Genomic DNA, 21,625 nt, shown 5'->3' with positions numbered 1-21,625 from the left:
CCAAAGTTTATCACAAGAAATATAAAAAGCCACTAATGCCATTTCAGTCTTAGCCAAAAGAGAATTTGCTATAATCAGCTTTTAAACCAACCGAAGGATTTTAGCCAATGCACATTGATGACACACTCTTACAAAAACTTGAAAAACTCTCTTCTTTGAAAATAAGTGAGGAGAAACGTGAAGGTGTGATTAACCAACTGAGTGAAATTGTCGCTTTTGTTGAAAACCTGAATGAACTTAACCTGGAAACAGAAGAGGCAACCTTTACAACCGTAGCGGGTGGTACCCCTTTTCGTGAAGATGTTCCTAGTGTCAATCCAGCCATTATTAAAACTATTTTAAATCATGCCCCACAGAGCGAAAGTGGCTTTTTCGTCGTTCCAAAAATCATCGAATAAGCCAATTTAAGGAGAAAACATCATGAGTTCACTCAATATTAAAGCATTATTAAAAAATGTGGTCGCCTATAAAGCGTCCGATCTACACCTTGTAGGTCGCAGTGAACCTCAGATTAGAATTGATGGCAAACTTGTTCCCTTAGATATGGAGCACCTCAGTGGTACGGTCATTGAAGAACTCTGTTATACCCTCATTACCGATAAACAAAAAAAGAAACTCGAAGAAGAGAAAGAGCTCGATTTTGCGATTATGTTTCCTGACATTGGTCGCTTTCGTGCAAACTATTATTACACGATCAACGGTGATTTAGCCGCCTCCTTTAGAATTATTCCTATCGAAATTCCTTCTCTTGATGATCTTAGTGCTCCCATTGTTTTTAAAGAGCTGATTAAACGTGAAAAAGGACTTATCTTAGTCACAGGGCCTACAGGAAGTGGTAAATCAACGACATTGGCAGCGCTTTTAAATGAAATTAACCTTTTTGAGCACCGCCATATCATCACCATTGAAGATCCTGTAGAGTTTATTCATAGCAACAAAAAGTGCCTTTTTTCGCACCGAAATGTGGGTGAAGATACCAAAAGTTTTGCAAGGGCGCTCAAATTTTCACTCCGTCAAGATCCTGACATTATCCTTGTCGGTGAGATGCGAGATCAAGAGACGATTAGTACCGCCATTACAGCTGCTGAGACAGGTCACTTGGTTTTAGGAACCTTGCACACCAACTCAGCCGTTCAAACGATCAATAGAATTGTTGACAGCTTTGATGGCCCTGAACAGGTCCAAGTGCGCAATATGTTAGCAACGTCACTGTATGCTGTTGTTTCACAAAGCCTCTTACCAAAAGTCGGTGGAGGAAGGGTTGCCATTCATGAAATCATGATTAACAATGCGGCGATTGCAAACCTTATTCGTGAAAATAAGATTCATCAAATTTACTCACAAATGCAACTCAATCAACAAAAAACGGGCATGGTCACCCAAACCCAAGCGATGATGAAACATCTCAAAGCCAACCTAATTACCAAAGAAGATGCCATTCGTTACTCTACGCAACCGCAAGAGCTCCTAAACAATATGGGCATCTAAAGCGAAGGTTTTACTAATATTACAGCTTATTCAGGCTATACTAAAGCATTAAAAAATCTAAAAATAATGGGTAAAAAGGCACCTATGGACATGAACAATGGTAATCATATCGCAGAGATGGTTTTTCAGCTAGCCGATGAAACATTTGCAAAGCTCAAAGATTTAAACATTCCTCCCTATCCCAAATATTATCACGATACCTTTGTCGAGACGATGCAAGCAAACGGCGATGCCGAAATTTTAGACCTTTCAAAAAAACACAGTTATCTTTTTTCCAATGCACAACACGAAGAACTCTTAAGTGAAAACTGCTTTGGATTAATGAAAAAAGGACTTGAAGAGTTTGTCAAATCCAACGACAATCTCAGAGTCATCTCTGATGAGACCGCTATCAATATTGATAACATCAAACGAGACTATGAAAGTGTGGATACACGCCAAATCCTTCAAGCGTTTGACCATTTTCAAGATAAAATTTTCCAAGAGCTTCAATCGGCCGATGAGACCATTGCAAAGCTTAAATTGGAAGTCGAACGACTGGAGCGTGAATCCAACATCGATCCTCTGACCAAAGCACATAACCGCAGAGTCTTGGTAAAAGACTTAGAAGAGGTGCTCAGTTTTGGAAAAGAGAAAGATATGGATATGCACCTTATTATGTTCGATGCTGATGATTTTAAACAGATCAACGACTCTTTTGGGCATATTGCAGGGGATAAAACACTGATCTTTTTATCCAAGCTTATTCAAAACTCGCTTCGTCGTGGTACACGTATCTACCGCTATGGTGGCGAAGAGTTTGTGGTGATTCTCAACCGTACCTCTTTTGAAGAGGCGACCAAAATTGTTGATCGTATTATTAAAGAGACGAGTGATAGTAAGTTACTCTATAAAAACCACGACATTCATTTGACACTCAGTGCGGGTATCTGCTCCCATAAGCACGCCATGAGCGCAGATGATCTGTTGGATAAAGCAGACAAAGCACTGTATGAAGCCAAACGAAGTGGTAAAAATTGTTTTAGGAGCGCACATTAATGGCGAATTTTTCCATGTTTGACATTATCTCATTATCTTTAGTGCTTATTTTGGGTATTAAAGGTATTATTAATGGCTTTGTCAAAGAAGTTTTTGGTCTTTTAGGCATTATTGGTGGTATCTATTTTGCCTCACGTTATGCACCGGTTGCTGGTCAAATGATCAATGATCATCTTTTTGTTTTTGGAAACCAAGCCTCTTTGTATCTTTTTGGTTTTATTGCGGTTTTAATTGTTGTCTGGATTACCTGTATCTTTTTAGGCTACCTCATCGCCCAAGCGCTGAGCCTTAGTGGTCTCAGCATGATCGATAAATTAGCAGGTTTTGCGGTGGGGAGTATGAAAATCTTTTTGGTTTTCTCCGTACTTGCCATTACCCTGAGTAACATTGAATTTGTCAAATCCAAGATGGAGCCTTATGTTGCTCACAGTATCATGTTTCCTCTCTTTTTAGAGATGGGAAATTATATTGTAAAACTAGATACCGATACGATGTTTGAGAGCCTTCAGCCTAAAGTGAATAATTCAACAAATCCTTAAGAAAGGTTACACAATGAGTGCATTTGAAAATCTTGAATACAGCTCCTTACTCGCAAACTTTAAAGAGCTTTTGAAAAACAATAGCTTAAAATTTACCAAACAACGCGAAGTTGTTTTAAAAACCTTATACGAGCGAAATGATCATTTTACCCCTGAGGATCTCTATATTTTTCTTAAAAGCTCCTACCCAGAGCTTAACATTGGTATTGCTACGGTGTATCGCACACTTAACCTTTTGGAAGAGTCTCATATGGTCACTTCCATCTCTTTTGGTGTGGCAGGTAAAAAATTTGAACTTGCCAACAAGCCACATCATGATCATATGATTTGTAAAACATGCGGGCTTATCATCGAATTTCAAAACGATAAAATCGAACAACTCCAACTAGAGATCGCGAAAGCGAATCACTTTCACATTACCAGCCATTTGATGCAACTGCGTGGTCTTTGCGAAAAATGTGCTAAAGAAAAAAGCTAACATTAGAAAAGAGGAAGCAATTTGTTATTTCAGGACCAATACCAACAACAACGTATCGAGAAGGGAAAAGCGCTCCAAGCACTTGGGCACAACCCTTACAGACACAATATTATCAAAGACACCAGCACCAAAGAGTTTCTAGAGTGCTATGAATATGTGGCTGAGAGTGAACTCAAGCGTGATGAGAACAAGAACAATACCGTTGTAGGACGTATTAAATTTTTACGCCATATGGGAAAAGCAGCATTTGCAAAAATCGAAGATGAACAGGGTCTGCTTCAAATCTATTTTAGCCGTGAGTCAATCGGTGATGCCTGGTTTGATGAAGCTAAAAAACTCGTTGAAGTGGGCGACATCATTAGTGTCACGGGTTTCCCATTTGTCACTAAAACGGGTGAGCTCTCTTTACATGTAAACACACTTGAAGTCGCTACCAAGTCCATTATTCCGCTTCCTGAGAAGTTCCATGGCCTGCAAGATAAAGAGCTCAGATACCGCAAACGCTATCTTGATATGATTATGAACGCGGATGTGCGCAAAACCTTTAAAATCAGAAGTAAAATTGTCAGTGAGATTCGCCATTTCTTTGAGGAGCGCGACTTTTTAGAGGTTGAAACTCCGATGATGCACCCCATTGCAGGTGGAGCCAATGCGAAGCCTTTTATCACCCATCACAATGCGCTTGGTGTTGATCGTTACCTTCGCATTGCGCCAGAACTTTACCTCAAACGCCTCGTTGTAGGCGGCTTTGAAGCGGTTTTTGAGATCAATCGTAACTTTAGAAACGAAGGCATGGATCAAACCCATAATCCTGAATTTACAATGATCGAGTTTTACTGGGCGTACCATAACTACCATGATTTGATGCGTTTGACCGAAGAGATGTTTGATGTGCTCCTTAAAAAACTCAAACTCCCTCGCAAACTTCCTTACGGTGATTTCGAAATCGACTTTTCAAAACCATTCCGTAAAATCGGTTTTAGAGCAGCGCTTGCAGAAATTGGTGATATTCCCGATCAAATTCTTGATGATTGCACCCAAATTGTAACCTATATTACCAATAAAGGGTTTGCAGTTGAAAAAAACCTAAGCCTTGGTAAACTCTACGAAGAACTTTTTGATCTTTTTGTGGAAGAAAAATTGATTGATCCAACGTTCATCATTGATTACCCGATTGAAATTAGCCCACTCGCACGTCGCAGTGAAATTGATCCAAACATTGCAGAGCGCTTTGAGCTCTTCATTGCAGGGAGAGAGATCGCCAATGGATTTAATGAACTGAATGATCCTTTGGATCAATACGAAAGGTTTGCAAAACAGTTGCAGGCTAAAAATGCTGGTGATGATGAAGCCCATGAGATGGATGAAGATTATGTCTACGCTCTAGGTTATGGATTACCACCAACCGCTGGACAAGGGCTAGGAATTGATCGTTTAACGATGTTACTCACCAATGAGATGTCGATTAAAGATGTCATTTTGTTCCCTGCCATGAAACCACTGGGTGAGAGCGATGACTTAACACAAAAAGATGAGGAATTAAAATGAGTATTTTAAAAACTGTGGATCCTATTGTTTATGATTTAACCGTCAAAGAGTTACACCGCCAATGCGATCACCTTGAGATGATTGCCAGCGAAAACTTCACATACCCTGCTGTTATGGAAGCGATGGGCAGTGTTTTTACGAACAAATACGCTGAGGGTTATCCTGCTAAACGTTACTACGGTGGTTGTGAATTTGCTGACCAAGTGGAACAACTGGCGATTGATCGCGTGTGCAAACTTTTTGGTTGTACCTATGCCAATGTTCAACCAAACTCAGGTAGCCAAGCTAATCAAGGTGTATACCAAGCGCTTCTTAACCCGTTTGATAAAATTTTAGGTATGGATCTAAGCCATGGCGGTCACTTAACACACGGTGCCAAAGTCAGCAGTTCAGGTAAAACGTATTCGAGTTTCTTTTACGGCGTTGAACTGGATGGTCGCATCAATTATGATAAAGTCAGAGAGATCGCGCACATTGTCAAGCCTAAAATGATCATTTGTGGTGCCAGTGCGTACCCACGTGAGATTGATTTTGCTAAATTTAGAGAGATTGCGGATGAAGTCGGTGCGTATCTTTTTGCTGACATCGCGCACATTGCAGGTCTTGTGGCTGCGGGTGAACATCCAAGTCCGTTCCCACACTGTCATGTCGTTAGCTCGACAACGCACAAAACGCTTCGTGGCCCTCGTGGTGGTATCATTCTTACGAACGATGAAGAGATCGCTAAAAAAGTGAATAGCGCGATCTTCCCTGGTATTCAAGGCGGCCCCTTGGTGCATGTGATTGCAGCCAAAGCGGTTGGGTTTGCTGAAAATCTCAAACCTGAGTGGACAACTTACGCCAAACAAGTTCGTGCCAATGCGAAAGTTTTAGCCGATGTATTGATTAAACGTGGCTATGACATCGTGAGTGGCGGTACGGATAACCATTTGGTACTCGTTTCGTTTTTGAACAAAGAATTTAGCGGTAAAGAGGCTGATTTGGCACTTGGTCATGCAGGCATTACCGTCAACAAAAATACCGTTCCAGGCGAAACCCGAAGTCCGTTTGTCACCAGTGGTGTTCGTATAGGATCTCCTGCTCTTACGGCACGCGGTATGAAAGAGAAAGAGTTTGAAATCATCGCCAATAAAATTGCCGATGTGCTTGATAACATCAACGATGAAGCGTTACATGTAAAGATCAAAGATGAGATGAAAGTGCTTGCGAGCAACTTTATTATCTATGACAGACCAACCTACTAAGGGAAATTATGTACACTATTGACGTCTCTCTTATTAAAATGATTACCGATCATTATTGGATCAAGCGTGACAACATTGTCCAAAAGATCGATTTTGGAGGGAGAGTCTTTTTTGATAAATATGAGCGTATTGATCAGCCTTTGAGCAACAGTATCATCAAAGATCATCTTGATGGAAAAATCACCGTTGCTCACTCGCTGATTAACCGCTTTGACAAAGTCGAAAACATCGTTTTTGACTATAACGGAAGAAATACCGAGCGATTTTGGCATAGGGCACAACTTTTGCTTAGAGAAGAAGGATTTATCAATTTTACGGCGTATAAAAGTAAAACGGAAGATCATCTACATCTGTATGTTCATAAAGGCCATACTACCTTGCAAGAGGGGTATCAGATCGCTAAAATGCTCTCAGCAAAGCTCTCCCAAAAGCTTCCGCGCGAGTGGAGGATGTTCCCGACACAGGAGCTTCCAAAAGAGTTTAACATTTTGGCATTGCCTTATGACTTATACCAAAAAGAGCGAGGCGCTTCTTGGTCGAAGCATATGTAGTCAAACATCATTCTAAGGAGAACCGATGGAAAATAGAAATGAGCTTAGTGATATTGTGTTAGAGAAAGGGGATACTAAGACCCTGAAGATGAAGCGTATCCTTATTTTAGTTGCTTTTTTGATTCTTGTCTTTTTAGTCGCACTCGCAAGCATGAAAGTAGCAAACAAAGACGAAGGCAAAGATACGTCTAAACTTATTTTACCGCCAGAGCCAACCCAAGAGACACAAATCCCTAAAGATGACCAACTCTTTAAGCAAGTGCCTATTATTGAGGAAAACCCTAAAAAAGAGAGTTTTGAAGATATGATCAAAACGCTCAAAGAGAAAGAGGCCCAAAAACAAGAAGAGGCAAAAGGAACTGAGGCTAAACCTAAAGAGTCAGCCACAACTTCTGCGACACCTCCTGTAAAAGAGACCCTTCCTAAAGTTAAAGAAGAGACTAAAAAAGAGGCAACCAAAACACAACCTCTGTTACGCAGTACAGAAATAAGCGATACGCCTTCTGGAAGTGCAAATGCAGGTATTTACGTTCAAGTAGGCGCCGTCGCAACCACGCCTGATGCGAAACAGCTCAGTGATATTAAGTCCAAAGGGTTTGAGTATAAACTCTACCCAACCGTGGTCAATGGCAATAAAGTGACGAAAATCTTGATTGGACCATATGCCAAATCAAGCGATGCGGAGAGTGCTTTGGTATTGATTCGCTCGAGTGTGAACAAAAACGCCTTTATTTACAGGGTGAAATAAGGTGCTAAGCTCTCGTAAAATTCTTTTCGATCAGCTCACCCCGATTACGATCTTTGCAAAATTGCAGGATTATTTTAAAGGTGAGCTCTGCTTTTTGTTTGAAAGTGCCATCAACAACAACGATGGCAATTTTAGTTTTCTCTTTATTGGCGCACGTGAACGTCTCATTCATCAAAATGATATAGCGGTACATATCGATGAAGAGGGTATTTCACACGATTTAGGCGCTAATCCGTTTACATTTTTAAAAAAACGTTACGCGCAGCTGGATAAAACGCTCTACCAAAACTATGCCAAAGAGCTTGGGATTGGTTTTGTGGATGGCTTTATCGGCTACATTGGGTACGATGCTGTAAAGATTTTTGAGCCACGTTTACGCTCACATATGGACAAACTCAAAGATGAGCTTCACATCCCAGAAATCGACCTGATGCGCCCAAAACTGGTCTGTACCTTTTCGCATAAAACCAATACATTGATCCTAACCACCTTTGTTCCGAATATTGCCGATCAACTCGATGCCATTGAATCAACACTTAAAGAGCCACATATTCACATTCCGATTCAAACAGCCGTTGTCGATAAAAGCAAAAGCTCGTTTGCACTTTCCAAAGAGCACTTTTTCGAGATGGTCGCACAAGCCAAAGAGATGATTCGCAGTGGCGATGTTTTTCAGATTTTGATGTCCAATCGTTTTACACAATACGCAAAAATTGATCGTTTGAGTTTTTACCGTATTTTGCGCCAGAAAAATCCATCGCCGTATATGTTCTACCTCTCCTATCCCAAATTTGCGATCATTGGCAGTTCACCTGAAGTGATGGTTGGGCTAAAAGATGGACGCATTACCTTGCGTCCGATTGCAGGTACGCGCAAACGTGGATCGACATACGAAAAAGATATGGCGTACGAAAAAGAGATGCTGAGTGATGAAAAAGAGCGCGCTGAGCATTTGATGCTGATCGATCTTGGTCGTAACGATCTTGGTCGCGTGGCACATGTGGGCAGTGTGAAAGTTAAAGAGATGATGCGCGTGGAGCGTTATTCTCACGTGATGCACATGGTCAGCGACATTGAAGCAGTGCTCGATGCCAAATACGATATGTTCGATCTTTTTGCCGCAACCTTTACAGCAGGAACAATGACAGGAACGCCAAAAATTCGTGCAATGGAGCTTATTAGCGATTTTGAAGGGTTGAAGCGAAGTTTTTACAGTGGTGCTGCGGGTTATTTTGGATTTGATGGCAATATGGACAGCTGTATTATGATTCGAACCGCGTATCTCGATGAAGAAAAAATCATTTTCCAAGCAGGGGGTGGCATTGTGGCGGACAGTAAACCTGAGCTTGAATACCTCGAAGTGACCAATAAACTAGGAGCCATGACCAGCTCACTTGATGATCTGAAAGAGTAGCATCCACTATGTTACTCTTTAGTATTTTTGGCGATCCTGTTACCCATTCGATCTCCCCAAGACTGCATAACACCGTTTTGAACGCCTTAAACCTCAATGGCTGTTATGTGCGTAAAACCATTAAAGAGCCTGAAAAATTGCTGGCAACCTTTCGTGCGATGAATCTTCAAGGGGCAAATGTCACGGTGCCCCATAAAGAGGTAGCGTATGCCCAATGCGATGAAGTACGAGGGCTTGCCAAAGAGATTGGCGCGGTCAATACACTGGTCAGTGAAGGAGCACGCGTCATCGGCTACAACACAGATGCGCAGGGCTTTTACGAAGCGATTAAAAGCTTTGGGTATCTTCGCAATGCCCTGATTTTAGGAGCAGGAGGAACGGCAAAAGCGATTGCGATGATTTTAAAAACACACCAAATCGAAACCACCATTCTCAACCGCTCCGCCTCCAGACTCGCTTTTTTTGAAGCCAAAGGCTTTACATGTAACACATGGGAAACCTTTACATGTAACGCGTATGACCTCATCATCAACACCACCTCAGCAGGACTCAAAGAAGAAGTATTCCCGTGCGACAAAACCCTTTTAGAGACTCTGTTTCAAGACGCCAAATACGCTTTTGATGTGATCTACAACACACCAACCCCTTTTTTAGAACTGGCACGAAGCCATCAGCTTACATGTAAAGATGGCAAAGAGATGCTTTTGTACCAAGGGGTTCTTGCGTTTAACCTTTTCTTCTCCAAACATTATGACGTTAAAACGATCGAATCGTTGATGCGCCCTGCGTTTGATCTCTAAATTTTACCCAAGGAGAGTGTATGCAACTTGAACATACCCTGAAAAACCCTTATGCGCATGAGTATCAACTCTTGATTAAAAACATTCTCAACGCTCCGATTTATTTCGATCCAAACCAAGAAATCGTCTATCGCGGTGAGAAGCGTTTTACCTACGCGACATTTAAAAAACGTGTGCATAAACTCGCCCATATGCTAAGCGCTCTTGGTGTGAAAAAAGGCGATACGGTAGCGGTGATGGATTATGATTCACACCGTTATTTGGAGTGCTATTTTGCGATTCCGATGCTAGGAGCTATTTTACACACGATCAATATTCGTCTCAGCCCAGAGCAGATTCTCTACACGATTGATCATGCGGAAGATGATGTGATCTTAGCCCATACCGACTTTTTGCCGGTCCTTGAGCAGATCAAAGGAAGGCTGGATGTGGAGCATTTTATTGTGCTATGCGATGATGAAAAAATGCCACCCACCTCTTTACATGTAAAAGGTGAATACGAAGCATTGCTAGACAAAGAACCCGATTTTTTTGAGTTTCCAGACTTTGATGAAAACACGCGTGCGACGACGTTTTATACGACAGGAACGACAGGATTTCCCAAAGGTGTCTACTTTACCCATCGCCAACTAGTGCTTCATACCTTAGGAACACTTTCGACACTCGGAAGCGCCCCACATCAAGGCAATTTTCGCCAAGGGGATGTTTATATGCCCATCACGCCGATGTTTCATGTCCATGCGTGGGGATTGCCCTATGTTGCGACGATGCTCGGGGTCAAACAGGTCTATCCAGGGCGTTACATTCCCGACCTGCTTTTGGAGCTGATCGACACAGAAAAAGTCACCTTTTCGCATTGCGTTCCGACTATTATGCACATGCTTTTTAATTCGCCTAAAATCCATGAGGTCGATCTACGTGGTTGGAAAGTCATGATTGGAGGAGCGGCACTTCCCAAAGCAATGTGCCAAGAAGCCCTTAAAAGAGGCATTGATATGTTTACAGGATACGGCATGAGCGAGACGTGTCCCATTTTAAGCATTGCACAGCTCACGCCTGAAATGTTAGAGAGGGATGATGATGCACAAAGCGACATTCGCATTAAAACGGGACGTTCCATGGCACTCGTGGAGATTCATGTGGTGGATGAAACGATGCAATCATTGCCTCAAGATGGTGCACATTCGGGTGAAATTGTCGTGCGCTCTCCGTGGCTCACACAAGGCTATTTTAAAGATCAAAAAAACTCTGAACTTCTCTGGCATGGCGGTTATCTGCATACAGGCGATATCGCCACCATGGATGAAAAAGGCTATATCAAGATCACGGATCGCATGAAAGACATTATCAAAGTGGGCGGGGAATGGGTCTCTTCGCTGGAGCTTGAAGACATCATCAACCGTCATCCTTTTGTTAAAGAGGTTGCCGTCATTGGTATCAATGATGATAAATGGGGAGAGCGGCCACTTGCACTTGTCGTGAAAGATCCCGCGAAGCCACTCAGCGATAAAGAGCTGCTGCTGCACGCTAAGGAATTTATTAACAAAGGGATTATGGCACGAGAAAGTATGCTCTTAAAAATAAAATTTGTCGAAAGCATCGATAAAACCAGCGTTGGGAAAATCGATAAAAGAGAACTGCGTAAGAAATACAGTCACTAAAAAGAGGAAGGAAGTTTACATGTAAGCTTCCTTTCCTGCACTGCAAAAGAGTTTTTCTCCTTATTCCATATACACTAATAATATTTTTAAAAAAATTTTGTAAATTTATCTTATAATAAATCATCGCATTGGAATATAAATTGCATACGCACTCTCTTGAACCTTTCGAACGCCTTAAATTTTAATAAAAGGCTCTACTATGACCATCAAACTACGATTAATCCTTACAGCTATACTCAGCGTGCTCGTCGTGGCACTTGTGATTGGGGTCTCTTTTGTGACCATCAACGCCGTGCAAATCAAAGGCGATCTCTACACCAAAATTATCCTTTCCAAAGACCTGCTTGCCGACATTCTTCCTCCACCTGAGTATATCATCGAAACCCGTTTGATTACGTACGCGATGCTGACAAGCGACAGAGCGCAAATTGCCGAACTTAAAACAAAATTACTCGCGTTAAAGAAAGATTTTATGGACCGTCAAGGGTACTGGTTGGAGAGTGATGTTGAGCCAACGATGAAACAATTGGTGCGCAATGAGATCAAAAACTCCGCATTAAACTATTTTGAAATCACCGAAAAAGAGTTTCTGCCTGCCATCGACACCCACGATCTTGACAAAGCCCAAGCGTTGGTACTAGGGAAACTCAAAACCGCATATGACACACATAGAAGCTATATCGACCAACTGGTTATTCTCGCCAATCAGCACGCACAAAATGATGAGGCACGTGCCGATAGCGCACTTAAAACAGGATTTATAACCCTTTTACTAACCGCATTGTTAGGCGTTTTTCTTTTACTGGCTATTTTAGGATTTACTAATACTACGATTCTAAAGAACATCAACCGCCTCAAATCCATTGCAGCGTCTTTAGCCTCCGAACAAGGTGATCTCTCCAGCCGTTTACCCATTGAGAGCAGCGACGAAATCGCACAAACGTCTCGTAATTTCAACCTTCTTTTTGATAAATTTGAACACAATGTTCACCTTGCCAAAGAAGAAGAACAGAAGATAAAAGAGGCGCATGAGCAGATTCATCAACACATGAAACGCTCTCAGCTTATGATCTCACTTACCGACCTGATGAGTGAAGGGGCAATTCACGGAAGCCTTGCCATCCAATCTACGATGCAGACAACCATTGGAACGCTGCAGTCCATTTTAGAGCTGAATGACCAAACCTCCATCGTTGTTCAAAATGTTCACCAGAGTACCGATCAAATCATCTCCTCTATGGAGAGTATTGTTGTTAAGATCGATGATACCCGTACCAACGCCAATGGCGTTAAACACAGCACCCAAGAGATTGCGCAGGTCATTGCACTGATTAAAGATATTTCCGATCAAACCAACCTCTTAGCACTCAATGCGGCGATTGAAGCGGCGCGCGCAGGTGAACACGGGCGGGGATTTGCCGTCGTTGCCGATGAAGTGCGAAAATTGGCTGAACGTACGCAAAAAGCGACCACCGAAGTAGAAGCGACGATCAACATTTTGAAACAAAACGCCGAAACGATGGTGGAGAGCAGTGAAAGCACGGAAGCCTATGTCAAAAGCTCCGTTGAGGAGGTCGAATGCTTTAAAGAGAGGTTACAAGAGCTTACAACCAATGCCGATACCATTCGCCGTGAAAATCTTCTGATCTCCTATGATATTTTCATTGAACTTGCTAAACTTGACCATATTATCTTCAAACTCAATGCCTATAATACCCTCTTTAAAAATGATGAGAAAGCCACATTTGGAGACCATCATCAGTGTAGATTAGGTAAATGGTATGAAATGGGCGATGGCAAAAAAGCCTTTAGTTCTGTGGCAAGTTATCCACTTTTGGAAGAGCCTCACCACAGTGTCCATGAGAAGGTACGCGCCTCTTTAGCGTGCATTGCTAAAGGAAGTTGTGTTGAAGAAGCGGAGAAAATTTTAGAGAATTTCAGAGCAGTTGAGCTGAAAAGTAAAGAGCTTTTCACCATCCTCGATCACATGGTAACGGAGGCAAAAAGGCTTTAAAAAGCTTATTATTTTCTTATTTATTTTATTAATCTTTCCAACTTATTTTTTAGATCAAAAAAGCCAAAAATCCATTTAATAATCCAAATTTTTATGTTACACTACGCGTCAAACTGTACGTGACATTTTTCAAAGAGAGCGTTTTATGAGCCTGATTTCTAAACTTTTCAATACACTGTTTTCATCCAATAGCGTCACGCAAACGCTTGACGAACAAGAGGTTCTTTTTAAACAAATCTTAGATACCTCCAGTGTTGCCATTTTTCTCATCAATCCTAAGGGGTACATCATCCAAGCCAATCAACGCATGCAAGAGATGTTTTTGTACCCACTTGAAACACTGATTGGAAAAGAGTATGTCGAGCTCATTCACCCACTAGAGCGAGAGCTTGGCAGGCAAAAGATGATAGCGCTCCTTACGAACAAAATAGACTCTGTGGATTTAGAGTGTATCTACTACAAAGAAGATGGCAGCATCTTTTGGGGACGCCTGACAGGCAAACCTTTTTACGATGCTAAAGGGGCCAAAATTGGGCTCGTAGGTGTGATCGCCAACATTGATGAGCGCAAATATACACAACAATACGAAATCCACCATAAACACATTTTACAGATGATTACCCATACATCACCGCTCTCTTCTATTTTACATGTAATGGTAGGCGACATCGAATCCATTCATCACCGCTGCATTGGATGCAACATTCTTCTTTTGGATGAAAATAACCATCAACTCAACCTAGGGGCAACCTCCAATGAACTGCAATGTTTAAGCACGACGCTGATTCAAGCAGCTCATAGCGATAGAAATTTTTTATCCCAACTTCTCGCTTTAGAGGCAACCCCGCATCTTTTGAATGCGTTAGATCATGAACCTTGGTGGCATGCAAAGATGGCATTGCATGAGCAAAACCAACACTGCTGGATCAATCCTATTGTCTCTGCATCCAAACAGCCCCTTGGTTTTTTGATCATCTGCTCTTTGCAAAACAAACCACTGACACCACGTGAGATTAAACTGCTTGAAGATGAAGTTCAGTTCATTGCCCTTGCCATTGAGAAGAGTAAGAGCGATGCCAAGCTCCAACTTGCCGCCAATGTCTTTACCCATGCGAGAGAAGGCATTATTATCACCGATCCGTATGGCACCATTATTGAAGCCAATGATGCGTTTGTTCGCATTACAGGCTATCAGCGCGAGGAAATTCTCGGACGTAACCCTCGCATCCTAAAATCGGGAAGACAAGAGATGCCTTTTTACATGCACATGTGGCATAACATTTCAACCTTTGGAAACTGGCAAGGGGAGATTTGGAATCGTCGAAAAGATGGCAGTATTTACGCCGAGATGCTAACCATCAGCGCCATTAAAGACAGCGAAGGGGAAATTCAAAATTTTGTAGCCCTTTTTACGGATATTTCAACTATCAAAGAGCATGAAAAAGCGTTAGAGCATCTCGCCCAACACGATGCACTCACCTCCCTTCCAAACCGCAGTTTACTGCAAGACAGACTCAAACAAGCCATTGCAGAAGCAGAGCGTTACAGCACCTATTTAGCGGTTTTATACATTGACTTGGATGGATTTAAAGAGATTAATGATACGTATGGGCACGGCGTTGGGGATGAACTTCTGATCACCGTTTCACAACGCATTGCCTCATTGTTGCGTAAAAATGAGACCATCGCGCGTCTTGGAGGCGATGAGTTTATAGCCCTTTTGACCAACTTAGAAGAACTCAGCGAATGCAACATCATTGTGCAACGCATCTTAGAAGCGATGAATGAAGTCATTGAAATCCATGGAATTGAGCTTTGTATCTCGGCGAGCATTGGGATTAGCATCTATCCTCGTGACACACGCAACGCTGAAGAGCTCATCAGTGATGCAGACAAAGCGATGTACTGCGCCAAACAAGCGGGCAAGAATCGTTACACCTTCTTCAACCAAATCGAAGAGGCGTAGCGTTTACGTTTTGGTGCGCGATTCCAACGCTTTGGAGAGAGAGAGCATATCGACATTTTCCAAATGAACGCCTGTGGGTACACCTTGGGCGATCTTGGTAAACTGAAGGGGGTGGTTTTTGAGTTTATCTTCGATAAATAAAATCAAAGCGTCATTGGCTAAAGAAGGGGTGAGCGCAAAAATCATCTCGGTAATCCCTTCATGCACGATCCGCTCAAGCTTACCAAGCGTCTCCTCTTCCAAGTCGCACAAAACAAAATAACGCCCTTCAAAGAGTTTATGCTCTTCGAGCACAAAGATATCTTTCGCACTCTCCACAATGCAGAGCTTTTGAGCATCGCGCCTCTCATCGAGACAAATATCACAAATCTCATGCTCGCTGAGTGCGCCACAACGCTCGCATTTGCGAATACTTTTGATCGCACTCTCAATCGCATTGGAGAGCTTCATCGCTGAAAACGTGTCATTTAAGACCAAATGGTAGGCAAAACGTACTGCAGATTTTCGACCAACAGTGGGGAGCTTTTCAAATGCCTCAACCAGTTTATTGAACTTCTCTAACCCTCGCATCATAACGCACACTCTTTGGAAAAATCGATACTAAAGTGATGAAAGCCCTCTTCATAGCCATACAGCACTTCAAATCCGTGCTGTGCCACGATGTTTTTAACGATGTAAAGTCCCAAGCCCAGCCCACTTCCGCACGCTTTTGAACCCGAAACAAAGGGTTGAAAATACTCTTCAATCGCCATTTTAAGCGGTTCTCCTTCATTCGCAATGATCACTTTTTGCCCTTCACTTTTCACGTAAACACGGTGGTTGAGGCTGTGTTTCATCGCATTGTCCATCAGGTTTTTAAGCGCAAGTGCCATCAAATCAAAATCAACGGTGACTTTAAAATCAAAATCGCCCTCCACTTTTACTTGATCTTCTCTTTTTTTATCATCCAGCATCAACAGATCAATCGCTTGATCGATTACATGTAAAAGCGAATACTCTTTCAGACTCAAATCGTAACGCTTCGAGGTGATCTGCTCGATTTTTGAAAACTCAGAAATGAGCAGATCCAGCCTTCCAAAAACCCCAATCAAGCGCTTTTTAGCCGTTTCATCCTCTAACATCTCCGCGACAATACGCCCTTTGCCAATGGGCGTTTTAAGCTCGTGCATAATGGTGCGTAAAAAAAGTTGTCGTGAGTTAATCAGATCGTGGATTTTTTTTACCGCTCGGTCAAACTCATTGGCAACTTCACCGATCTCATCGTTGGATTCACTCTTGCATTCAATCTCAAGATCACCCGAAGCAAACTTACGTATTTGAGAACTGAGTGTTTTCAAAGGAGCAATGCTTTTAAAAATAGAGATGTACATGTAAAGCAAAATCAGAAGCGCTATGACAAAAACAACCCACAAACTCTCGTTAAAATTTTTGTAGTCTTGACTCTCTAAAAGCACGCTCGATTCGAAATTGTCGATGAAAAGATAGTAGCGATCATTGTAGACAATGGAGGAGAAACGACTAATGGGTGAAAGCTTTTGAAAAATGACCACCCCGCGCTCCAATACCGAATCACGCAGGTGTTTGCTGGAGACTTTTTTGAGTCCAAAGTTATTAAAATACTCTTCAATATCGCCTGGTTCGACGTTGTTTCGGTACATCACTAAAAGGTAGTTGACCGATTGAATTTGGCGCTGTTTCATATTGTCTAAGTTTTTGTCACTTTGATGCTCCAACAAAAGAGCAAAAAACATCGCCAGTAAAAAAAGTGAGAGAAAAAAGATCGCGCTGATCTTGTTCAGAATCGAGTTTTTAATCATCCAACCAGCTTATACCCAATCCCTCGAACCGAGTGGATGTATTCAGGACTCTTCGAGTCATCGCCAATTTTAGCACGTAATCGTCCGATGATGACATCTAAACTTTTTGAGCCTTTATCTTTCAGGGATTTGCAGTTGTACACCAGCTGTTCACGTGAAATCGAAAAACCGTTTTGCTTGATCATGTACGAAAGAATCTCATACTCAGCAGGCGTTAAACTTAAGACTTCATTTTTGAACGAGATCTCATGGCGTTTTTCATCGACCAAGAAGAGGCTTGATCCTTGTTGGTCTTCGAGTGTGGAACTCTTTTTGTAACGGCGAATTAAACTTTGAATGCGCGCGTACATCTCTTTAGGATCGTACGGCTTTGGCAAGTAATCATCCGCCCCGATTTGAAGCCCAATGACTTTGTCGCTAATGTCACTGCGCGCTGAGGAGATAATGATGGGAATATCGTACTGTGCCACGATCTCTTTACAGACTTCGAGTCCATCCATCCCAGGCAACGTCAGATCTAAAATCAACAGATCGTACTTTTTAATGCCCGCCGTTAACCCCAAGTAAGGGTCTTCATAATTGGTGATTTTGATATTGTATTTCGCGAGGTATTCACTTAAGATTTCAGCAAACTCAGCATCATCTTCTATCATCAAAACATTAATCATTCTATGACCTTAGAGCTTTTTTACAATTATACTGAATTTGTCTCTCTTTTCTTTAATAGAACGAGCAGAGAGAGATGAATAAAGGGAAATCCTTTACTCATCTTTAAGAATATAGAGATTTAAGCGAATAAATCCATAACTTAATCCAATCAGCAGTGGCCATGATAGTAACCATAAAAGCGAATGTGTATAATCCATACTGTTCTCCTAATAGTGATGTTGGCTAGAGTCGTTCATCTCTGCTTCCGTAATTTTCACACGATTCATGGCATACCACGCGTAAGCAATGTATGCCACAACAAACGGAATCATTAACCCCAAATAACTCATCGTGGTCAGTGTGTAGAAGCTTCCACTCGCATTTTCAATGTGCAATGAACTTTGCAAATCGCTCAAAGAGGGGTAAAAAACGGTATAGTTCAGTCCAACCGTGAGAAACAGTGCCGTCACCGTAAAAATAACGCCCACACCAAAAGGCTTAATACTTGTTTTACTGGTACTAAAAAGGGCGCGCGACACGCCAAAAACGACCAAACACACTCCCAGACCAAAAAGCGCTAACACCCAAGGCATTTGGGCAAAATTGTTGAGATAGTGATACGGCACGATCATCACCGCTTTGGTGAGAGGATCATAGGCAAATCCCTCTTTGGTGAGAATCCAACCCATAAAGCTTACAAAGAAGAGTAAGAAGAGCAATGTGTGTGATCTCAGCATCGTTTTGATCTTTACATGTAAAGCGTCATGGTCAATATTATTGATAAAATAAAGCCCCGCACCAATGCGTGAAAGAAAGAAAAGCGTGAACGCTAAAAGATAATTAAACGGATTCCATAGCGCTTCTAACCCCCGCAAAGGGTTATCCCAAAAGACAAAGCGATTCTCATCGAGATGAAACTGGGCCCCGCTAAAAAAGGTGCTGATGGCAATGCCTAAGAGTAAAACACCTAAGCTTCCATTGAGGTACAAAAAGCGTTCGTACGTTTTCGTTCCTAAAAAATTATCCGGCCTTTTGCGGTACTCGTAACTGACCGCTTGGATGATAAAACAGAACAAAATGGCAAGCCAGACCCAATACGCACCCCCAAAACTGGTTGCGTAAAACAGAGGAAATGCGGCAAATAAAGCACCACCAAACAGAACCAATGTGGTAAAGCCAAGCTCCCATTTTCGCCCCAAAGAGTTGACCAACATCGTTTTTTCTGTTTCATTGGCAGGAAGGGAAAACAGCAAAGTTTGACCCCCTTGCACAAACAGCAAAAACGCAAAAACGCCTCCTAAAAGGCTTACAATAATCCACCACAACTGTTGCAATTGAAGCAAGGAGAGTAGTTCAAACATCAGTGACCTCCATCAGGGCCGATTGCGATTTGCTTCAACATAATCTTAATTTCAGCAATCAACAAAAGGGTAAAAAGTATGGCAAACAGGGTAAATGAGATCATCACATTCCCGCTACCTAAGTTCGTTGCAGCAATGTGCACGGGCATCAAGTCTTGAATCGCCCACGGCTGTCTGCCAACCTCCGCCACAATCCAACCGCATTCAGCGGCAATGTAACCCAAAGGAATGCTCCAAAGCGCTGCATACAAAACAGGTTTATAACGCATTATCTCACGCTTCATTAAGAGAAAAAGCACAATGATAAACAGTGCTAAAAACCACATCCCAAGACTGACCATCAGATGGAACGTATAAAATGTTAGGGCAATGGGAGGCACGATCTGCTCAGGTTTGTCCAAATAACCATAGCCAAAGTTGGGCATATGCGTCGTTAAAAGCGTGTGGGATTCTTGCATTAAAGCCGCATTACCCTCTTTTTTCGCTTCACGATAGCTCTTAAGCGCACCCAGGGCTATTTTGCCACTTTCAATACGCTCGCTTGCCGATATAACACCTTTAGAGGGATTGCCATACACCAAATCATCTAACCCTGGCACAAACGCCTCAATGTTGCGGTATCCTAGAAACGAGAGAAGATACGGTATCTCAATATCACCAATAAACGGGTGCAGATCATCGCCTATTTTTTTATCAGGATTTAAAACGGCAAACGCAATAAGACCGGCACGATGTTCTCCTTTATAAATCCCTTCCATCGCTGCAAGCTTAACCGGTTGATGTTGTGCAACCTGATAGGCACTCTCATCACCGCTAAGGGTTAAAAAAATGGAGGTGAGTAGACCAAAGGAAGCTCCCACAAGCATACTCCGTTTGGCAAAATGAAGATCGCGTTTTTTAAGTAAAAACCATGCAGAGATGCCTACAACAAACAAGGACCCGATCACATAGCCACTTGCAACTGTATGCAGAAACTTTGCAATTGCCACAGGTGAGAGCAAAACATCAAAAAAGTTTGCCATCTCGTTGCGCGCACTGTCTGGATTAAACACCATGCCAACAGGATATTGCATCCAACCGTTCGCCACTAAAATCCAAAAGGCAGAGAGGTTTGAGCCAAGGGCAACCAACCATGTGGAGAGCAGGTGAAAGCCTTTGCTGACTTTGTTCCAACCAAAAAACATGACCGCAAAAAAGGTGGATTCCATAAAAAAGGCTAAAATGCCTTCCACCGCAAGTGGTGCGCCAAAGATGTCACCGACAAACCACGAATAATTCGCCCAGTTGGTACCAAATTCAAACTCCATAATGAGCCCTGTGGCAACGCCGATGGCAAAGTTTATGGCAAAAAGCGTCATCCAAAACTTGGTTGCTTTTTTCCACTCAAGATCACCCGTTTTGACATAAAGTGTCTCCATAATTGCCACTAAAAAACTGAGTCCCAATGTTAAGGGAACAAATAAAAAATGGTAGATGGCGGTCAGCGCAAATTGCGCCCTACTCCAATCCACCGAAGCGAGTTCATTCACTTGAGATCCTTTGTTAAATTATCTAATACATACTCACTTTTTTGCGTTTCGTCATCAAAGAGCGTATGCAGGGTTTCGTTGAAGAAGAGTCCTTTGAAGAGAACTATCATCACCAAAAGCTTAATAAAAATCACTTTCCACAATGTTTTTCCAACCCCTAAATGGCTAAAACCCTCTTTATAGAGAGCTATCCAAAATCGAAAATTCATCTGTTTTTTCCTGATTATTTATTTTATTGAATTATAATTTTTATTAGTTAATATTTTATAAATGGAGTGCTTATAAAAAGCAGAGACAAAGAGAGAAGAAAGCCATAGTGATACAAGAGCGCATGATTGCTCTTGTATCTTACATGTAAATGATTATAGAACTATTTAACTTCAACGAGAGCTTTTGCCCAAGATTCCATCAAAGCGTGCATCTCTTCTTTGGGTGCTTCTAAAAATTCGATGATAAAAGAGTCCTCTAATTCGCAAACAGCAATACTGCGAGGACGCACCGCGACGATTTTGGTATTGGGGATTATAGGACCAAAGCAGAAGATGATATTTTGAGCATCTTTGAGCCCTTCCATGATCTCACCACCTAAGGATTTTGTGTGCGCATAATGATCAAACACCGCGATAAATTTCGCGATAGGATGCTCACTGATCTTCTCTTTAAAATAGGCAATGATCTGCCCAACGTTTTCATAACCCGTCTCACTCTTCTGAATGAGCAGCGAATACAGCGGGTATTTGTCCATAAAAATTGTTTTTTGCATTGAATTTTCCTTTGGGAT

Annotated in this window: 21 protein-coding genes; 14 read left to right on the top strand and 7 right to left on the bottom strand. The window is 42.0% G+C overall.

Annotation, left to right across the window (positions count from 1 at the left end):
- Positions 1-107: 107 nt before the first annotated feature.
- The 14 genes from gatC to SMUL_RS16480 all read left to right on the top strand — a co-directional run bounded on the left by gatC (position 108) and on the right by SMUL_RS16480 (position 15,489).
- Positions 108-398 carry an Asp-tRNA(Asn)/Glu-tRNA(Gln) amidotransferase subunit GatC gene (gene gatC / locus SMUL_RS03790; protein WP_025343936.1) on the top strand — a complete coding sequence of 97 codons (291 nt, stop codon included), beginning with the start codon at positions 108-110 and terminating at the stop codon, positions 396-398.
- A gap of 22 nt (positions 399-420) precedes the next feature.
- Positions 421-1,488: a type IV pilus twitching motility protein PilT gene (locus SMUL_RS03785; RefSeq protein WP_025343935.1), complete on the top strand. Its 1,068-nt coding sequence runs from the start codon at positions 421-423 to the stop codon at positions 1,486-1,488.
- Positions 1,489-1,578: 90 nt separating this feature from the next.
- A complete protein-coding gene (locus tag SMUL_RS03780; protein WP_025343934.1) occupies positions 1,579-2,526 on the top strand; it encodes a GGDEF domain-containing protein in 948 nt (315 codons plus the stop codon).
- Complete coding sequence (locus tag SMUL_RS03775; protein ID WP_025343933.1) at positions 2,526-3,065, top strand: CvpA family protein; 540 nt, start codon at positions 2,526-2,528, stop codon at positions 3,063-3,065. The genes SMUL_RS03780 and SMUL_RS03775 overlap by 1 nt, the downstream gene beginning before the upstream one ends.
- 13 nt (positions 3,066-3,078) lie before the next feature.
- Complete coding sequence (locus tag SMUL_RS03770; RefSeq protein WP_025343932.1) at positions 3,079-3,543, top strand: Fur family transcriptional regulator; 465 nt, start codon at positions 3,079-3,081, stop codon at positions 3,541-3,543.
- A 21-nt stretch (positions 3,544-3,564) separates the two neighbouring features.
- Positions 3,565-5,091, top strand: coding sequence for a lysine--tRNA ligase (gene lysS / locus SMUL_RS03765; protein ID WP_025343931.1), 1,527 nt, complete (start codon positions 3,565-3,567; stop codon positions 5,089-5,091).
- The gene (locus SMUL_RS03760) at positions 5,088-6,335 is read left to right on the top strand and encodes a serine hydroxymethyltransferase (RefSeq protein WP_025343930.1); all 1,248 of its coding nucleotides are present in this window, start codon (positions 5,088-5,090) and stop codon (positions 6,333-6,335) included. Before lysS ends, SMUL_RS03760 begins: the two co-directional genes overlap by 4 nt.
- Positions 6,336-6,343: 8 nt before the next feature.
- A complete protein-coding gene (locus SMUL_RS03755; RefSeq protein ID WP_025343929.1) occupies positions 6,344-6,886 on the top strand; it encodes a DUF1882 domain-containing protein in 543 nt (180 codons plus the stop codon).
- A 25-nt stretch (positions 6,887-6,911) separates the two neighbouring features.
- Complete coding sequence (locus SMUL_RS03750) at positions 6,912-7,634, top strand: SPOR domain-containing protein (protein ID WP_025343928.1); 723 nt, start codon at positions 6,912-6,914, stop codon at positions 7,632-7,634.
- A gap of 1 nt (position 7,635) precedes the next feature.
- Positions 7,636-9,048: an anthranilate synthase component I family protein gene (locus tag SMUL_RS03745; RefSeq protein ID WP_025343927.1), complete on the top strand. Its 1,413-nt coding sequence runs from the start codon at positions 7,636-7,638 to the stop codon at positions 9,046-9,048.
- Positions 9,049-9,056: 8 nt separating this feature from the next.
- The gene (locus SMUL_RS03740) at positions 9,057-9,848 is read left to right on the top strand and encodes a shikimate dehydrogenase (RefSeq protein ID WP_025343926.1); all 792 of its coding nucleotides are present in this window, start codon (positions 9,057-9,059) and stop codon (positions 9,846-9,848) included.
- Positions 9,849-9,868: 20 nt separating this feature from the next.
- Complete coding sequence (locus SMUL_RS03735) at positions 9,869-11,509, top strand: fatty acid--CoA ligase (protein ID WP_025343925.1); 1,641 nt, start codon at positions 9,869-9,871, stop codon at positions 11,507-11,509.
- Between the two features lie 199 nt (positions 11,510-11,708).
- Positions 11,709-13,523 (top strand): methyl-accepting chemotaxis protein, encoded by a 1,815-nt coding sequence (locus tag SMUL_RS17630; protein WP_025343924.1) that lies wholly within the window; start codon positions 11,709-11,711, stop codon positions 13,521-13,523.
- Between the two features lie 145 nt (positions 13,524-13,668).
- On the top strand, positions 13,669-15,489 hold the full coding sequence (locus SMUL_RS16480; RefSeq protein WP_025343923.1) for a sensor domain-containing diguanylate cyclase: 1,821 nt from the start codon (positions 13,669-13,671) through the stop codon (positions 15,487-15,489).
- A 3-nt stretch (positions 15,490-15,492) separates the two neighbouring features.
- Here SMUL_RS16480 and recR read toward each other — a convergent pair whose 3' ends face one another.
- From recR to SMUL_RS03690, 7 genes are all read right to left on the bottom strand, one after another.
- Positions 15,493-16,062 carry a recombination mediator RecR gene (gene recR / locus SMUL_RS03720; protein ID WP_025343922.1) on the bottom strand — a complete coding sequence of 190 codons (570 nt, stop codon included), beginning with the start codon at positions 16,060-16,062 and terminating at the stop codon, positions 15,493-15,495.
- Positions 16,059-17,306 (bottom strand): ArsS family sensor histidine kinase, encoded by a 1,248-nt coding sequence (locus tag SMUL_RS03715; protein WP_084613069.1) that lies wholly within the window; start codon positions 17,304-17,306, stop codon positions 16,059-16,061. Before SMUL_RS03715 ends, recR begins: the two co-directional genes overlap by 4 nt.
- Entirely contained in the window at positions 17,303-17,974 is a 672-nt protein-coding gene (locus tag SMUL_RS03710) for a response regulator transcription factor (RefSeq protein ID WP_025343920.1), read from the bottom strand. Before SMUL_RS03710 ends, SMUL_RS03715 begins: the two co-directional genes overlap by 4 nt.
- A 207-nt stretch (positions 17,975-18,181) precedes the next feature.
- Positions 18,182-19,315 carry a cytochrome d ubiquinol oxidase subunit II gene (locus SMUL_RS03705; protein ID WP_025343919.1) on the bottom strand — a complete coding sequence of 378 codons (1,134 nt, stop codon included), beginning with the start codon at positions 19,313-19,315 and terminating at the stop codon, positions 18,182-18,184.
- Positions 19,315-20,844 carry a cytochrome ubiquinol oxidase subunit I gene (locus SMUL_RS03700; RefSeq protein WP_025343918.1) on the bottom strand — a complete coding sequence of 510 codons (1,530 nt, stop codon included), beginning with the start codon at positions 20,842-20,844 and terminating at the stop codon, positions 19,315-19,317. Before SMUL_RS03700 ends, SMUL_RS03705 begins: the two co-directional genes overlap by 1 nt.
- Positions 20,841-21,053, bottom strand: a complete 213-nt coding sequence (locus tag SMUL_RS03695) for a DUF4492 domain-containing protein (protein WP_038532977.1) — start codon at positions 21,051-21,053, stop codon at positions 20,841-20,843. The genes SMUL_RS03700 and SMUL_RS03695 overlap by 4 nt, the downstream gene beginning before the upstream one ends.
- A gap of 161 nt (positions 21,054-21,214) precedes the next feature.
- Positions 21,215-21,607, bottom strand: coding sequence for a DUF6858 family protein (locus tag SMUL_RS03690; RefSeq protein WP_025343916.1), 393 nt, complete (start codon positions 21,605-21,607; stop codon positions 21,215-21,217).
- Positions 21,608-21,625 lie beyond the last annotated feature (18 nt).

The organism is Sulfurospirillum multivorans DSM 12446, assembly GCF_000568815.1.
Lineage (GTDB): Bacteria > Campylobacterota > Campylobacteria > Campylobacterales > Sulfurospirillaceae > Sulfurospirillum > Sulfurospirillum multivorans.
The sequence above is the reverse complement of the archived record's forward strand: the minus strand, read 5'-3'. Positions and strand labels throughout refer to the sequence as shown.

Coding starts and splice junctions, on each gene's coding strand:
- gatC (WP_025343936.1), top strand. CDS start 108: ATGCACATTGATGACACACTCTTACAAAAACTTGAAAAACTCTCTTCT.
- SMUL_RS03785 (WP_025343935.1), top strand. CDS start 421: ATGAGTTCACTCAATATTAAAGCATTATTAAAAAATGTGGTCGCCTAT.
- SMUL_RS03780 (WP_025343934.1), top strand. CDS start 1,579: ATGAACAATGGTAATCATATCGCAGAGATGGTTTTTCAGCTAGCCGAT.
- SMUL_RS03775 (WP_025343933.1), top strand. CDS start 2,526: ATGGCGAATTTTTCCATGTTTGACATTATCTCATTATCTTTAGTGCTT.
- SMUL_RS03770 (WP_025343932.1), top strand. CDS start 3,079: ATGAGTGCATTTGAAAATCTTGAATACAGCTCCTTACTCGCAAACTTT.
- SMUL_RS03760 (WP_025343930.1), top strand. CDS start 5,088: ATGAGTATTTTAAAAACTGTGGATCCTATTGTTTATGATTTAACCGTC.
- SMUL_RS03755 (WP_025343929.1), top strand. CDS start 6,344: ATGTACACTATTGACGTCTCTCTTATTAAAATGATTACCGATCATTAT.
- SMUL_RS03750 (WP_025343928.1), top strand. CDS start 6,912: ATGGAAAATAGAAATGAGCTTAGTGATATTGTGTTAGAGAAAGGGGAT.
- SMUL_RS03740 (WP_025343926.1), top strand. CDS start 9,057: ATGTTACTCTTTAGTATTTTTGGCGATCCTGTTACCCATTCGATCTCC.
- SMUL_RS03735 (WP_025343925.1), top strand. CDS start 9,869: ATGCAACTTGAACATACCCTGAAAAACCCTTATGCGCATGAGTATCAA.
- SMUL_RS17630 (WP_025343924.1), top strand. CDS start 11,709: ATGACCATCAAACTACGATTAATCCTTACAGCTATACTCAGCGTGCTC.
- SMUL_RS16480 (WP_025343923.1), top strand. CDS start 13,669: ATGAGCCTGATTTCTAAACTTTTCAATACACTGTTTTCATCCAATAGC.
- recR (WP_025343922.1), bottom strand. CDS start 16,062: ATGATGCGAGGGTTAGAGAAGTTCAATAAACTGGTTGAGGCATTTGAA.
- SMUL_RS03715 (WP_084613069.1), bottom strand. CDS start 17,306: ATGATTAAAAACTCGATTCTGAACAAGATCAGCGCGATCTTTTTTCTC.
- SMUL_RS03710 (WP_025343920.1), bottom strand. CDS start 17,974: ATGATTAATGTTTTGATGATAGAAGATGATGCTGAGTTTGCTGAAATC.
- SMUL_RS03705 (WP_025343919.1), bottom strand. CDS start 19,315: ATGTTTGAACTACTCTCCTTGCTTCAATTGCAACAGTTGTGGTGGATT.
- SMUL_RS03695 (WP_038532977.1), bottom strand. CDS start 21,053: ATGAATTTTCGATTTTGGATAGCTCTCTATAAAGAGGGTTTTAGCCAT.
- SMUL_RS03690 (WP_025343916.1), bottom strand. CDS start 21,607: ATGCAAAAAACAATTTTTATGGACAAATACCCGCTGTATTCGCTGCTC.